Here is a 15567-nt window from a genome sequence, read left to right on the forward strand (position 1 = left end):
GACAGGGGCCTATGACAGCTGGGAAGCCACCCGGATCGATTCCACCCGGTACGACTTCTCCTCCAGGTCGACCCCTTCTCCGGTCGCCGTGCCCAGAAGGCCCAGCGCCAGATCCGAAAGGTGCGAGAAGACGCGCGCGTCGGGGTCGGAGTCCCACGGGCCGAGGATGGTCACCTCGATGGAATCTCCGCCGTCTGTCGGTGCCAGCGTCGCGGTCGTACCCACTGCGATGCTCCCGACATCCACGGACGATCGGTCGATCACCCGCACACGGCGAAGATCCCGATCCAACTGAGCGGCGCGCGTGTTGAGAAGTTCGTGCTTCTGCCGGGCGGCATGGTATTCGAAGTTCTCGCGAAGATCCCCCTCTTCCCGCGCAATCCGAATGGCCTCCGCGTTCTGCGGAATCTGCACCTTCACCAGGTCGTCCAGTTCCGCACGCTTCGCTTCCACCGCCTCCATCGTTGCATGGAAGGAGTCCTCCGACTTCCGCTTCCGAATGTCCGGATACGCACGGAAGATCTTCCGCCTGAGCGTCGTCTTCCGGTGATCCTCCAGCCCGCCCGCGGAATCCAGTGTCGACAGCAGGCGGTCCGCCTCCGCACGCCCGCCCATGTCGAAGACGGCGAACGCCAGCCCGTCTTCCTCAAAGTGTTCCCGAAGCGGCGTTCGCAGCGTCTTGAACTCGGGCAGTTCCAGCGCATCGAGAATCCGCGAGATCAGTCCCAGCGTCGCCCTGCTCTTCAGCTCATCGCGAGCCAGGACCTGTCGCGTTACCCATACGAACCCGTGCGGCCTCCGGCGCGGCACCGCCAGCGCGTCCGCGACGAGCCGGTCCGCACTGCCCTCCGGACCCTCCGTGAGAAGTTCGTCATAGAGCGCACTCATGAGGCGATAGTCCGTCTCCGCAAAGAAGAGCGTGCGATGAAGCGTGGGCCAGTCGTCGGGACAGATCTTGCGAATCCGGCGATGGAATGCCTCTCGATGTCTCCGGTCCGGCAGGGACGACAGGATCTCCGGTCCGTCTTCCCGTGCGAGGATCGACTCCAGAGGAAAGACCGCCTCGTGGTCCGACGCAAGCTCCTCAAGAAGACAGTCCATCTCCAGAGACTCGCGGGAGAGTTCGTCCGAACACCGGCTCAGATCTTCGCGCAGCCCCGCAATCAGGACATCCTTCACCCGGCCGCCGCGCCTCGCATGCTTCCTGGCCAGTTCCACACGAACGGCAAGCGGCGCCCCCTCAAACTCCACGAGGATCGCGTCTTCCGCCGCATCGGGCGAATGGCTCCACGCGAAGGCGTTCTTCCGGCCCCGCGCGGGCAACAGTTGCGGGTGCTTTCGCGCGCGTGCCCACCACGAAGTCCACTTCGCGCCTTCCACCACTCCCGTCAGGCATTCGCGAATCTCCCCGGCCGACAGCGGACGATGGAAGACAGCGAATACTTCGCGGAGGATTTCGCCGGGGTCCGCCTTGGCCAGTTCACGAATGCGGTCCGGATCCGACAGCCGTTCCATCATGAAGTGGTTCTCGGGAATGTGCGTGATGAGACGCTTGGCTTCGTCCGCGCGCGCCACGAGGCTTCCGCCCTTCTCGAAGCGGACCGTGACCTTCTGGAGACCGAGGTTGGTGGCGACCACCTTCCCGAGTCCCTTCCCGAACAGGAAGAACCCCGCGTCCCTTTCGAAGCGAAGCCAGTCCCGTAGATTCGTGAAGACGCGCACGGGATCCGTCGCCTCCTCCAGCGCGAACAGCTCCAGCACCTCCTCCAGATCCTCCCGGTCGGCGTGCCGGGCGCGCAGGATCTCGATCGTCTTCGTGCGGAGTCCCTGATCCTGCGGCGACAGCCTGACCCCCTCGGCAAGGGCATCCAGCGCATCCTTCCACAGCTGCTTCTCCGCCAGCGCGTCCGCCCGGAGCGCGATCAGTTCCGCCATCTTCGCCCGGGTCTTCGCCGCGCACATTCCCCGCGCGACCTCCACGAACCACTCGGTGTCCTCCGGATTCGACTCCAGCCGGGAAAACCACTCGTTCTCGATCTCGTCGATTCGCTTCCTCTTGATCAGCCGAAGAAGCTCGGTGTCCAGTTCCACGGTTCCTCCCGGTAACATCGAAGCCTAGTTTCTGCCCGGCACGCCGTGCCGTTCCACATGCTCGTCCAGTCGGTCGAGAAGCGTTTCAAAGAGGTCCAGCGTATCCGTAACCGCTTCCGGCCCTGCCAGGTCCACCCCTGCGCGGCGCAGGGTCTCGATGGGATAGTCCGAATCTCCGGCCGCAAGAAAGTCCAGGTACGCCTGTCGCTCGGAAGGCCCTCCGGAGAGAATCCTTCGCGACAGGGCCACGGCCGCCGAGAAGCCCGTGGCGTACTGGTAGACATAGTACCCGGTGTAGAAGTGCGGAATCCGCGACCAGGCGGCCGCCGCACGCTCCCCAAAGGCAAGTTCAGGACCCATCATGTCGCGGTAAGCATTCCCGAACGCGCCACCGAGCGTCTCATGAGTCAGCGGGCGCCCCTCTTCCGCCATGCAGTGAACCTCGTGTTCGAAGCGCGCGTAGATCACCTGATGGAAGACCGTCCCGCGCAACTGATCCAGATACTGGTTGAGAAGAGCAAAACGCCGGTCCGGTTCTTCCGTGGTTGCAAGGAGGTGCTCCATCAGGAGAACTTCGTTGGTGGTGGACGCGACCTCCGCAAGAAAGATGGGCGTGTGCGAATACGCATACGGCTGCGACTCGGATGTGTAGTGATGATGCACGGCATGCCCCATCTCGTGCGCCAGCGTAAAGAGGTGGTCCAGCGTGCCCTGATAGTTCATGAGGACGAATGGGTGGGTGGCCCATGCGCCCCACGAATAGGCACCGGACCGCTTCCCGCGCGTCGGGAGTACATCCACCCAGCCGCCCCCGGAGATGCCGTGGGCCATGGTCGCCCCGTACTCCTCTCCGAGCGGAGCCAACCCTTCGCGGAGAATGCTCCCCGCATCCTCCCAGCGAACTTCCCACGACGGCGCATCTCCCAGCGGCACAAACATGTCGTGTGGATGAAGCTCGTCGACGCCCAGCAGCCGCTTCCGCTGCGCGACATATCGATGCATGGCACCCGCGCGGCCGGCCACAGAGTCGAGAAGCGTGTGAAAAACACCTTCCGGGATGTTCGACGAATGCAGCGCCGCCGCGAGACACGACGAATACCCCCGGGCGCGCGAGTAGAAGACATCGCGCTTGACCGCCCCCCCGAGAAGGGCGGCCAGGGTGTTCCTGTGCGCCTCGTACCCACGCATCAGGCTGTTCCACGCACCCTCACGAAGAACGCGGTCCGGGTTTTCCATGAGGACGGGGTACCGCGCGGGAGTGACCTCGTGCTCCTCTCCCTCGGAGTCCGGGACGGCGTCGAACCGGAGATCGGCGTCGTTCAGCATCCCGAATGCGGAGTTCGGCACGCGCGAGAGTTCGCCGGCGGACGCCAGCAACTCTTCTTCGCGGGAGGAGAGCATGTGCTCCCGAAGCCGCACGAGGTTCTCCAGGTAGTGACGCCATGGGGAAAGTTCCTCCGCGCCGAGATAGGTCTGCAGCTGTTCATCCGGCAGCGCGAGAATCTCCGGTTCCACGAAGGCACCCGCCTCCGCCACGCGAACCGCCAGACGCGCCACCCGGTCGGCCATCCCCTGCGGCCCCGTGGCGCGGGTGTCCTCATCGCGAAGGAGGTGCGCCCAGACATACGCCGTGTCGATCGCCGACTCCAGCTCCGCCTTCCGGGAGAGGACTTCGCAAAGCGGCCCCGGACCATCGCCGAGCGTTCCCCGACATTCGCTCAGTCGTTCGGCCTCGTCAGGCAGGCGGTCCATCTCCGCCCCCCAGGCCGCCTCGTCCGCGAATATGTCCGACAGGCGCCACCGGAGCGACTCGTTCACGCCGCTTCGGTCGGGCGTCACGGCCGGCGCGGAGGGCGACGACGACGCGGAGAAAACGGATGCGATTGTTCGGGCTGGCTCCACGAGGAGGTGCTCCTTCCGGAAATGCCGGGATGACGAAATCGGCCGCCCATTCTCCTCCAGATCGATGCCGGGTGGCAAGCCCCGCGACGACACCTGTCCGAAAAGCCCAGATAGGTGTATCGTCCGCCCCGGATCCCCCCGGCTGTCATGATCTGACCTCGCTACTCAGGAGGCCCCGATGAAACCGATGAACCCTCTTCTCACGGCTGCCGTGGCAGTCGCCCTCTGCATGATTCTCCCGGGTTGCGGCGGCAAGACCGTCACTCGCCTCGATCAGGACACGGTGACGGACCTCTCCGGCCGGTGGAACGACACGGACTCCCGGATCGTGGCGGAGGAGATGATTCGCGACTGCCTCTCCCGGCCGTGGATTCGCCAGCATGTCCTGACCGAGGGCAGGATCCCCGTGATTGTCGTTGGGGCGGTGCGCAACAAGACGATGGAGCACATCCCCGTGGACACCTTCATCAAGAGTATCGAGCGGGAGTTCATCAACTCAGGAGATGTGAAGGTGGTGGCGGACGCCGGAGAGCGTGCGGACATCCGTACGGAACGCGAAGAGATGCGGGGGAATGTCACGGCAGAGACCCTCAAGCGATTCGGCCGCGAGACCGGCGCCGACTTCGTGCTGACCGGCGCCATCCAGCAGATCGTCGACGAAGAAGGCCGCCGGAAGGTCTCCTTCTATCAGACGGACCTTGAGTTGATCCATGTGGAATCCAACGAGAAGAAGTGGATCGGGACGAAGCGGATCAAGAAGGACATCGACCGGGCCCGTTTCTCGGGATAGCCCTGTGAACTTCCCGGGCTGGTTCCGAAGGCGAACTCCCGCGTGGGGACTGCTCCTTGCCGTCCTGGCCGGATGCGCCACCTACACGATGAAGGCGATCGGCGTTCGAGACCCGCTGTTGCGCGGCGATCTCCCCGCCGCACACTCCTTCCTCACGAAAGAGAAGCCGGGCGGCGACGGGCTTCCGTATCTGTTTGAACTCGGACTCGTCCTGCGAACGCTTGGGCGATTCGACGAATCCAACGCCGTCTTCCAGCGCGCCGAAGATCGCATCGACGACCTGCTCACAAAGTCCCTCTCGCGGGAAGTCCTGTCGCTGGCCACCAGCGACGAGACGCTCCACTACGCGGGAGAGATCTGGGAGCAGGTCCTCCTCCACCACTACCGGGCGATGAACTATGTGGACCTCCTCCGATTCGACGACGCGATTGTCGAATGCCGGAAGGCCAGTCATCGGCTGGCGGTGTATGCGGACGCGCAGTCGAATCCGCACACCTACCGCGACGATGCGTTCATGCAGTACGAAACCGCCATTTTGTACGAGGCGGCCGGGGAACTGAACGACGCATGGGTCTCCCTGCGACTTGCGGAGGAGGCGTACGAACGGTACCTGGCATCCTACGGAATCGCGGCGCCCTCCTGGTTGGCGCGGGATCTCATGCGGGTTGCGGCCGCACTGGGATACGACCGGGAACTGGAGAAGCTCCGGTCGCGATACCCGGGGACGGAACTGGTCGAAGTGGAGGAACTCCTCCGGGCCGGGGAGATTGTCCTCTTCTGGGAAGAGGGGTTCCTCCCGGCGAAAATCCAGGAGGAAGTCCACCTGCCGGTCTACAAGAACGACGGGGATGAGGAAGACCGCGAGAAGTTCGCTCGCATTCTCGCTCATCGACGCGGACAGACGAAGATCCCGCACGGAAAGAAACTGGACTACTTCCTTCGCGTGGCGCTCCCGGCCTATCTCCCGCAGGCTCCGAATCACGCATCCAGCCGCGCGGTTCTCTCTGCCGCCGGGCGGTTCGCGACGACTGAAGTCGCCGAGGATCTGGACGCGATTGCCCGCGCGGGTCTGACCGACCGAATGCCGACCATCCTCTTCCGGGCGGTGCTGCGCGCCATTGGCAAGTACGGGATCACGCGCGCAGTGGAAGAGGAGCGAGGGGAGATTGCCGGGCTCTTCGCCAACCTCCTGACCGCTGCCACGGAAAAGGCCGACACGCGCAGTTGGATCACGCTTCCACGCACCATTCAGATGGCACGGCTTGTCGTCGAACCCGGAACGCATGACATCCTTCTGGAGTGCCGCGGGCCGCACGGACAGGTCACCGAGTCCGTCCAGTTTGAAGGCGTGGAGGTCGGCGCGGGAGAGATCCGCGTCCTTTCTCATCGCACCTTCTTCGGGGCCCGATAGAGCCCACCGGCACGCACGGTCTCCTCCCCCTTGCACCCGTGCCGATGTGTTCCTAGTGTGGAGCGTCCCCCGGGGGGGAGCACCATGCCGCACCACTTATTTCCCCGGCCCCAGATGGCCGTTCCCGTCGTTCTCTTTCTGGGTGCTTTCCATACCGCCCAGCAGAGCCTCCTTGCGACGGGCGCAGCCCTTCTGCCCATCTCGTTCTCCATCGGGTTTCAGACGCATCGGGGGGCGTGGCCCCGGGCGGTTCTTCTCGCACTGGTGGTCCCCGTGTTCGACCTCGCTCTGCGCGGGTGCCTGGCGGTCGACACGACTCCGCTCTCGCTTCTGCTCACTGCGCCCGCGCTGCTTGGATTCTACTGTGGCGCCGCCTCAAGGCGCGGATTCGCCTACCTCGGGCGAGGGACACGCCGGGGCTGAAGTCCGGCCGGGGACATGGTAGAATGACGCCTCCCCTCCCCCCCGCTCACCTCTTCTGCGGAGAGCCGCACCATGCGTCGAACCACGATCGGCCCCGTCCTAGTCGCGGGTACCGCGCTCTCGCTCTTTCTTGGCGTTCGCTCCGCACCGCTCGCTCCTCCGAAGGCGCCCAACGAGCACTTCCACCTCGAACGCGCCTGGCCGCACGCGGACATCCCGCCCGGCGCTCATGCCCGCGCACTGGAGCAGGCGCGCGCCATGCCGGTGGCGGTCCCCGGGGATGCGAACCGGGGAACCCCCGTCGTATGGGCGGAGACGGGTCCGGACAATGTGGGCGGGCGAGTCACGGCGGTCGTCGTCGACACGACGGGGGCGGCGGGGCGTGCGTGGATCGGAGCCGCCGACGGGGGCATCCTTCGCACGACAGATACCGGCACGACCTGGGAACCGCTACTGGACGACTTCGGCGGATTGTCGATCGGGGCGCTCGCACAAGATCCGACCGCGCCCGGCACGCTCCTTGCGGGAACCGGCGAGGCCAACGCAAGCGGCGACTCCTACGACGGGATCGGGATGCTCCGCACCACCGACGGTGGAGACTCGTGGGCCGTCACCGGGCTTGCGGACTCAAAGCGCATCGCGCGGATTGCCTACGACCAGACCGACGCCGCACGAATCCATGTGGCCGTTTCCGGTGCTCTCTATTCCAAAGGCGGTGATCGCGGAATGTACCGGTCGACCGACGGCGGCGCATCGTGGCACCAGACGCTCTTCGTCAGCGATTCCACCTCCGCCATCGATGTCGCCATCGACCCCACGGATGGCAACATACTCTACGCCGCGTTCTGGGAACGGATGCGCGCACCGGACGCGCGCAATGTCGCCGGCCCCACGAGCGGCATTCACAAGTCCACCGACGGCGGAGATTCGTGGACGCTTCTTGCGGGAGGGCTCCCGTCACCCGGCCCGAGCGTGGGGCGGATCGGACTCTCGATCGCACCCTCGAACCCGAGCACGGTGTACGCGATCTATGCGGACACCCCCGGCTACTTCGCGGGAGTCTACAAAACGACCGATGCGGGAGGGTCGTGGGTTCGCATCGACGACGGGGTCTCCCTCAACAACCTGTATTCGAGCTTCGGCTGGTACTTCGGCAATGTCCGCGTCCTGCCCGCCAACGAGAACCGCGTGTACGCCCTGGGGGTCGGACTCTACCGCTCGACCGACGGGGGTATCACCTGGAGCGAGATCACCGGCTCCCAGCATGTGGACATGCACGACCTGGTGTTCGCCGACTTCGACGGGAACGGACAGGTCGATCTCGTCTCCGGAAACGATGGCGGCATCTATGTCGGGCCGCGGTCCGGGAGTTTCTGGACGAAGAAGTACGACCTCCCCATCTCCCAGTTCTACGCGGTGACGCTGGATCCGTCGCTGCCTCATCGTGTGTACGGGGGCACTCAGGACAACGGAACGCAGCGCACGCTGACCGGCAACACGGACGACTGGGATCACATCCTCGGAGGGGACGGCTTCACCTGCGTTGTGAATCCGACGAACTCCGCGGAGATCTTCGCCGAGTATCAGTGGGGATACCTTTACCGCTCGACAGACACCGGCGCCAGCTTCTCCTGGGCGGGCAACGGGATCGACTACAACGACCGCATGAACTGGCACACGCCCTTCGTGATGGACCCGTCCAACCCCAACTCGCTCTACTATGGATCGCATCGCGTCTACCGCACGCTGGACAGCGGGAACAACTGGACGCCAGTCTCCCCGGACCTGACCGGCGGTCCGGGGAGCGGCAATCTGACCTTCGGCACGCTGACGACACTGGATGTCCTCGGAATCGTCGGTGGGCCGAGTACTGTCTACACCGGATCCGACGACGGGAATGTCCATGTGACGACCGACAGCGGGAACAGCTGGACGAACATCAGCGCGGGACTTCCCGTGCGATATGTCACCGCGGTCGCCATGGATCCCGCCAGTCCCGCCATCGCGTATGTCACGCATTCGGGTTACCGCGAAGATGTGTTCCTTCCGCATGTTCATCGCACGGCGGATTACGGCGCCACCTGGACCGACATCACCGGCAACCTCCCCGAAGCGCCCGTGAACGACATCCTCCCGGACCCCGACTTCCCGACGCGGCTTTTCGTGGCCACGGATGTCGGCGTGTACTGGACGCCGGACCTCGGCGGCGTCTGGCTCAAGGTCGGGACGGGGCTGCCGCTTTCGGTGGTGACGGATATCGACCTGCACCCCGCGTCCCGTACGCTTCTGGCCGGAACGCACGGGCGGTCGGCCTTTCGTGCGGACATCTCCACCCTGGCCGACGGGACCGTGACCACTGAGGAACTCACGCCTGCCGCCAATGCGGTGATCCGACTCTCGCCGCCGAGTCCGAACCCGTCTCGGGGCGCGGTTTCGTTCTCGTTCTCCGTACCCGACGCGAACGCGTGGGCCCGTCTTTCGCTGGTCGATGTGGCCGGGCGGCTCGTTCGCGTTCTGCACGACGGTCCGGTGCCGGGGGGCAGCGTGAACGCCCAATGGGACGGGACGACGGAGACGGGAACTCCGGTGTCTCCGGGAGTCTACTTCGCGCAGCTCATGTCCGCCGGGGAACTGAGAACCCGCAAGGCCGTTCGCATTCGATAACGCTGGAGGAGCACTATGTCGGGTCATGGTCGCAATGTCACCGCCGCCGTCGCCGGGTTGCTCTTCTCGCTCTCGATGATGCCCGTGGGTTCGGCCCGGGCCGAACCGGTGACGCGGGTTGCGGAACTCCTCGCGCTTGCCGAGCGCACGCGGGCCGAATGGGAAGCGCGCCAGACGCCCCTCTACCACCAACTCCTCGCGGGAGACAGCCCGGCGCAGGCGGCGCTCAATGCGGACCCCGATGTGGAACTGATGTTTGTGCTCCATGGAAGACCTGTCTTTCATGAAGCCCACAACCTCGACGCCGCCCGAACCCTCTCCACCGTGGACGTATGGCCGGGCGGCTCGGCAGGGCTGGCCCTCACCGGTTCCACGACCCCTTTCGGGGGACTCGGTATCTGGGACGGCGGAGGCGTCCGGACCACACACGATGAACTCACCGGCCGGGTCACGCAGATCGACTCGCCATCCGGCCTCTCTTCGCACGCGACCCATGTCGCCGGGACGCTGATCGGCACCGGGCTCGATCCCGACGCACAGGGAATGTCCTGGGAAGGCGTCCTGTCCGCACACGACTGGTCCTACGACGAGCCGGAGATGGCGACGGCCGCCGCGGCGGGCATGAATGTCTCGAATCACTCGTACGGATACGCCACCGGTTGGAGGTCCAGCGGCGGAAACTGGTACTGGTACGGGGATCCGGCGATCGATCCTGTGGAGGACTGGTCGTTCGGGTTCTATTCGTCTTCCTCCGTTCTTTGGGATGAGATCGCCTTCGATGCGCCTTACTACCTCATCTGCAAGTCCGCCGGGAATGACCGGAACGACGACGGACCGGGGGCAGGCGGCACGCACTATGTCTGGAGCGGAGGGAGCTGGGTCACCAGCAACGACACGCGGGATCCCGACGGCGGCGCGGACGGCTATGACTGCCTCCCGACGAAGGGCACCGCCAAGAACATCCTCACCGTGGGGGCGGTTGACGACATTCCGGGCGGGTACACCGTGCCGCCCGATGTCTCGATGACTTCGTTCTCCGGGTGGGGTCCGACCGACGACGGGCGCATCAAGCCGGACCTTGTGGCCAACGGGAACAGCCTCTACTCCTGTCTCTCCTCGGGCGACAGCGCTTACGGCACGAAGACCGGCACCTCGATGAGTTCTCCCAATGCGGCGGGTTCCGCCAACCTGCTCGTGCGGCATTATGCGGATACGCATGCAGCACTCCTCCCCACAGCGGCGGCGATCAAGGCGCTCCTGATCCACTCGGCCGACGAAGCGGGAGCCGATCCCGGTCCCGACTACGCCCACGGATGGGGGCTCATGAATACGCGCAGCGCCGCGGACCTGATCACCGAAGATGCCTCGTCCGGCGGCGAGAGCAGAATCGTCCACGCGTCGCTTGCCGACGGCGCGGAAGACCTCTACTCGTTCACGCTCGCGGCGGCTGCCGACTTCCGCGCCACGATCGTCTGGACGGATCCTCCCGGGACACCCGTGGCCAACGCGCTGGACCCGCCGGACGCAATGCTCGTGAACGACCTGGACCTGGCGTTGGAGACGACTTCCGGAGCGCTGCTGGCCAGCCCGTGGATTCTGGATCCCGCGGACCCCGCCGCGCCAGCCTCCACCGGGGACAACACCGTCGACAATGTGGAACAGGTCTTTGCGCCCGGACTTTCCGCCGGAGACTACGCACTGCGCGTTTCCCACAAGAGTTCGCTCGATGGCGGACTCCAGGACTACGCCCTCGTCTCATCCGCCCCGCTGGTCGCGGGCGGCGCGCAGACCGGCGCGGCAGAGCGTGTCGCGGCGGACGGAGTCGCGGCGGCCACCCCGAATCCCTTCGCGCGGGAGACCGTGATTCGCTTCACGCGCAAGGCCGGAGTCGAAGCGCGCATCACGTTGTACGACATCGCCGGGCGCGAGGTGCGAACGCTTCGCGCGGATGCGGGAGAGGCGGGCGCGCACGCCATCCGCTGGGACGGCCGGAACGCGCGGGGACGAACCCTTCCCGCAGGCCTCTACTTCGCGAAGATCCGCGCCGGCCACCGGAACACCACGGTGAAACTGACGCTCCTCGGCCGGGACTAGGCTACAGCCCTTCCGCCGGAACCGGCATCCGAACCCGGGCCATGGCCTCCGCACGATCGCGCAGACGCCTCGCGGAATCCTGTTCGCCGCGACTTGCCTCCCATTTTGCCGCCGCCACCAGGGCATCGCGATATGCCGCATGGACCTTCGCTCCGGCAAGATCCCACCGGTCGTAGATCCAGCGTCGCTCTTCGCGAATGGGCACCTCACGGAGTGGCGGCGGGTCGTCCATGTCGCGGAAGAGCCGATACACCAACCCTTGCGGCATCCAGTAGCGATCGGCCGCCACCCCCTCCTCCACCGGGGCCATCACGAATGCGTCCCCCCCGGTGTCCTCCCCCGCCCGGACCAGCGCATTCAGGAATGCCAGAAAGGACGCTTGAATCGTCGCGGGGTCGTACGGGCGGTCCCGCTCGAAGAGGTCCAGTTGCTCTCGAAAGGCCGCCTCCTCGACGGCCGCGCACTCCATGACTTCCGGCATCTCGCGGCGAAGGTAGTCCAGATACCACGAACGCCGCACGAGGTTGACATCGACCACGCGCAAGTCGGGCCGAAACCCCTCCAGATGGTGAAGCGCCAGCCACGGCGAATAGAACTGCCACTCCTGTGTCAGGAGGATCCCGTCCGGGCCTGCCGCCCCGGCGACATCCTCCACGAAGGCGCGCGCCCGGCCATCCGCATGGCGATCAGCCGCCCTCACCGTCATCCCGGCGACCGCAAGCGGCACCACCACGGCCAGCGCAATCCCGAAACGCCGGGAGCGCACATCCTTCCGCGCCATCAGTTCCAGAAGACCCGCCGCGAACGCAAGGCCGATCGCCCAGGTCGCCGTGGCGTAGTACGCCTCCTTGTCCTCCGCGATCTCGTAGCAGAACGCGAAGACCAGCCCCAGCCCCGCAAGCAGAGCCAGTGCGATCGCTTCGGGAGGGCGCGTCTTCGCAATCCGTCGCCAGCCGCGGACCGCCAGCACGATCCCCGGCGGCGTCCATGCGACAAGCGCCAGCCACGACAGCCGCTTCGCTTCCAGCAGCAACCCCTCCGGGCGGAAGGTGAGCAGGTTGACGCGGTACTGCTTCCCTGTCACATGCCAGAAGAGGCGCTCCAGGTCTTTCACGCCACCCCAGTTCATCCACGGATCGGTGCGACCGATGACGAGGATCGACCCGTAGCAGAAAAGTCCGACCGCCGTGGCCGCAACCGCCGCGACACCGACATTCCGCCAGCGGTTCATGTCGCGACCGCGCCGGGAAGCCACCAGCCAGATCATGGCGGGAAGGGCCAGTCCGGCCGTGATGTGGTGGCAGGACGCCGCGAGTCCCCAGAGTACGCCCGCCGTCAGAAGACGCCCGTCGGACGGCGCCTCACGCCAGTGGGAAGTGGCGAGCAGCGCCCCGACAAGAAGCGCCGAGGTCACCGTATAGACCTCCGCGAACCCGGCGAACCCCCAGATCGGGAAGGCGAACGCCGCCAGCATGGCCCCGGAGAGCGGCGCGAACTCCGACGCGGCGGGCCCGGGCATGCGGCCATCCCGGGCGGTGAGCCAGTGCCGTGCGAGACGGTATACGAGATGAACCGTCACCGTGCCTGCCAGAGCCGACAGGAAGTTGACATGGACGATCTCGCTGCCCGGAATCCGGGACGCGATCCACCCGAGCATGACCCAGACCGGAAAGCCGGGCGCGTGCGCCACACCCGGGCCGGAAGCCGCCAGCACCAGTTCGCCCGAGTCCACCAGCGCGACATCGCGCGCAGCCGTCATCCCGTAGATCGCGCCGGGCAGAATCCACGACAGATGCAGCGCGATTCGCCGCCACGACCGCGCACTGTCGGCCGCGCTCACTGCTTCGCCCATGCCGCCTCCCTTGTTCTACGGCCGTCACCGAGTATCGTGGCGTGTGAAAGGAGGAGCGTCTTGTCTCTCCCGGCTCCCACCGCCGCCGAACTTCTGCGCACCGCCCGCGACAGCGGGGTCGCCACTCTCCCGGAGCACGAGGGAATGGCGCTCCTTTCCTCGCTCGGGATTCCCGTGCCGACGCACTTCATCGTCCCCTCTCCCGCCGACATCCGCCAGACGCTTCTGAACGATCTTCCGGGAGATCGAGTGGTGCTGAAGATAATCTCCCCCGAAATCCTCCACAAGACCGAGGTGGGCGGGGTGGCCATCGTCCGGAAGCGGCTTCGCGATGTCCGCAAGGCGGCCACGGAAATGGTGGAGCGCGTCGCGGGAAGGCCCCTCAGCGGGCTCCTTCTCGTTCGGCATGTCGCCCACGAGCGCATGCTCGGCCGGGAACTCCTGGTGAACCTGCGCTGGACAGAGGATTTCGGCCCGGTGGTCACGCTCGCGGCAGGGGGGATTCACGCCAACTTCTATTCGCGGCATCTTCGTCCGGGTCGGGAAGTCGCCATCGTTTCGCCCGGGATCAGCTCGGACGAAGCCATCGAGCGCGCCATCCACTCGACCGCCGTGGGGGCGCTCCTCACCGAAGGCCAGCGCGGCGGCGAGGCTTTCCTCTCGCTCCCGAGAATGCGCGATCTCCTGCGGAAGTTCATGGGCCTTGCCGAGGACTACATGCCGGACCTTCTGGGCGAGTTGGAAATCAACCCGCTGGTCGTGACCGCGGGCGGGTTTCAGGCGCTGGATGTGCTCGTCAGACCGGCGAAGTCCGCCCCCCGCCCGACCACGGCGCCGCGGCCGCTTCACAAGCTCGCCCATCTCTTCGCGCCGAAGAGCGTGGCGGTGGTCGGCGTGTCGCAGCGCATGAACCCCGGGCGCATCATCCTGCGCAATCTCCTGCGCGATGGCTTCGACCCTGACGGCATCACGATCGTCAAGCCGGGCGCGGACCATATCGACGGGTGCCGATGCGTGCCGAATCTGGAATCGCTGCCGGAACGCGTGGACCTCGTGGTGCTGGCCATTGCCGCGGCGCAGGTTCCGGACGCCATGTCCGCCATCCTCAGCGGGGAACGCGCGGAGAGCGTCATCGTCATTCCGGGGGGGCTGGAGGAAACGCAGAGCGGCGCGGAAGCCGCTCGTACGCTTCGTGCGGAACTCGCGGCGTCCCGCAAGACCGACTGGGGCGGGCCGGTCGTCAACGGCGGCAACTGCATCGGCATCCGCTCCGCGCCCGGCCGCTACGACACCATCTTCCTGCCGCCGCACAAACTCCCCGCGCCGGACATTCCCCCCGCACCGGTCGCCGTGGTTTCGCAAAGCGGCGCGTTCGCGGTGGCTCGGGCCAGCCGTCTTCCTTCGGTCCGGCCCCGCTATACGGTTTCGGTCGGAAACCAGACGGACCTCACCATCGGAGATCATGTGGCCTACCTCGCGGAGGATCCACAGGTGGAACTCTTCGCGGTGTATGTGGAAGGGTTCGCGCCGATGGACGGGCGGAAGTTCCTGCGGGCCGCGGCGGAGATCACGGCCTCGGGCCGGACAGTCCTTCTCTACCGTGCGGGAAGGACGGCGGCCGGCGCGCTGGCATCGGCCAGCCATACCGCGTCCATCGCGGGAGACGCGGTCGTCACACGGGAACTTGCGGACGGAGCGGGCATCGTGTCGGCGGAGACGCTGGCGGACTTCGAGATGTTGCTGGAGCTCTTCACGCTGTTCCACGGAAAGACCCCTGGCGGGCGGCGCATCGCGGCGCTGACCAACGCGGGGTTCGAGTGCGTCGCCATCGGGGACAATCTCCATACGCTGGAGATGGCCGAACTCAGCAAAGACACCTGCGCACAGCTCGCCGCACTCCTCGACGCCACGGGAGTTTCAGGGCTCGTGGACATCCACAACCCGCTGGACCTGACCCCCATGACGGGTGATGAAGCCTACGCGGAAGCCACGCGCATTCTGATGGCGGATCCACAGGTGGACGCTGGCGTCATCAGTTGCGTACCGCTGACGCCCGCGCTCAACACGCTGGCCGCCGGAGAAGGCCACAACGAAGATGTGGCTCGCGCGGATTCAGCCGCATCCCGGCTGGTGGAACTGGCGAGAGCGTCGGAGAAGCCGTGGGTTGCGGTGGTGGACTCCGGCGAACTGTTTGACCCCATGGCGCGGGTTCTTCGCGCGGGCGGCATCCCCGTCTTCCGCGAAGCGGACCGCGCAACGCGCCTGCTCAGCATCTGGTGCGAGGCCCGACTGGCGGGCGCGTAGCAACGCGCCGCCAGCGCACGAAGAGAGCCACCTGCC

Annotated in this window: 9 protein-coding genes; 6 read left to right on the plus strand and 3 right to left on the minus strand. The window is 66.2% G+C overall.

All coding sequences use genetic code 11. The features are described 5' to 3' along the window. Nucleotides 1–9 precede the first annotated feature (9 nt). Together QF819_05795 and pepF are read right to left on the minus strand one after the other, a co-directional pair. A complete protein-coding gene (locus QF819_05795) occupies nucleotides 10–2091 on the minus strand; it encodes a GreA/GreB family elongation factor (protein ID MDP6802675.1) in 2082 nt (693 codons plus the stop codon). 24 nt (nucleotides 2092–2115) lie between these two features. Beyond that, nucleotides 2116–3993, minus strand: a complete 1878-nt coding sequence (gene pepF, locus QF819_05800; protein MDP6802676.1) for an oligoendopeptidase F — start codon at nucleotides 3991–3993, stop codon at nucleotides 2116–2118. Between the two features lie 178 nt (nucleotides 3994–4171). Here pepF and QF819_05805 point away from each other — a divergent pair, with 178 nt between their 5' ends. The 5 genes from QF819_05805 to QF819_05825 all read left to right on the plus strand — a co-directional run bounded on the left by QF819_05805 (nucleotide 4172) and on the right by QF819_05825 (nucleotide 11375). Further along, nucleotides 4172–4783 (plus strand): penicillin-binding protein activator LpoB, encoded by a 612-nt coding sequence (locus QF819_05805; protein ID MDP6802677.1) that lies wholly within the window; start codon nucleotides 4172–4174, stop codon nucleotides 4781–4783. A 4-nt stretch (nucleotides 4784–4787) separates the two neighbouring features. Further along, complete coding sequence (locus tag QF819_05810; GenBank protein MDP6802678.1) at nucleotides 4788–6194, plus strand: hypothetical protein; 1407 nt, start codon at nucleotides 4788–4790, stop codon at nucleotides 6192–6194. Between the two features lie 114 nt (nucleotides 6195–6308). Next, entirely contained in the window at nucleotides 6309–6617 is a 309-nt protein-coding gene (locus tag QF819_05815; protein MDP6802679.1) for a hypothetical protein, read from the plus strand. Between the two features lie 72 nt (nucleotides 6618–6689). After that, nucleotides 6690–9281: a FlgD immunoglobulin-like domain containing protein gene (locus QF819_05820; GenBank protein ID MDP6802680.1), complete on the plus strand. Its 2592-nt coding sequence runs from the start codon at nucleotides 6690–6692 to the stop codon at nucleotides 9279–9281. A gap of 15 nt (nucleotides 9282–9296) precedes the next feature. After that, a complete protein-coding gene (locus tag QF819_05825) occupies nucleotides 9297–11375 on the plus strand; it encodes a S8 family serine peptidase (GenBank protein ID MDP6802681.1) in 2079 nt (692 codons plus the stop codon). 1 nt (nucleotide 11376) lies between these two features. Here the strand turns inward: QF819_05825 and QF819_05830 are convergent, their stop codons facing one another. Beyond that, nucleotides 11377–13227 (minus strand): DUF2723 domain-containing protein, encoded by a 1851-nt coding sequence (locus QF819_05830; protein MDP6802682.1) that lies wholly within the window; start codon nucleotides 13225–13227, stop codon nucleotides 11377–11379. Nucleotides 13228–13287: 60 nt separating this feature from the next. Between QF819_05830 and QF819_05835 the strand changes: the two genes are divergently transcribed. Further along, nucleotides 13288–15531 carry an acetate--CoA ligase family protein gene (locus QF819_05835; protein ID MDP6802683.1) on the plus strand — a complete coding sequence of 748 codons (2244 nt, stop codon included), beginning with the start codon at nucleotides 13288–13290 and terminating at the stop codon, nucleotides 15529–15531. Nucleotides 15532–15567 lie beyond the last annotated feature (36 nt).

It is taken from the genome of Gemmatimonadota bacterium (assembly GCA_030747075.1).
GTDB lineage: Bacteria > ARS69 > ARS69 > ARS69 > ARS69 > ARS69.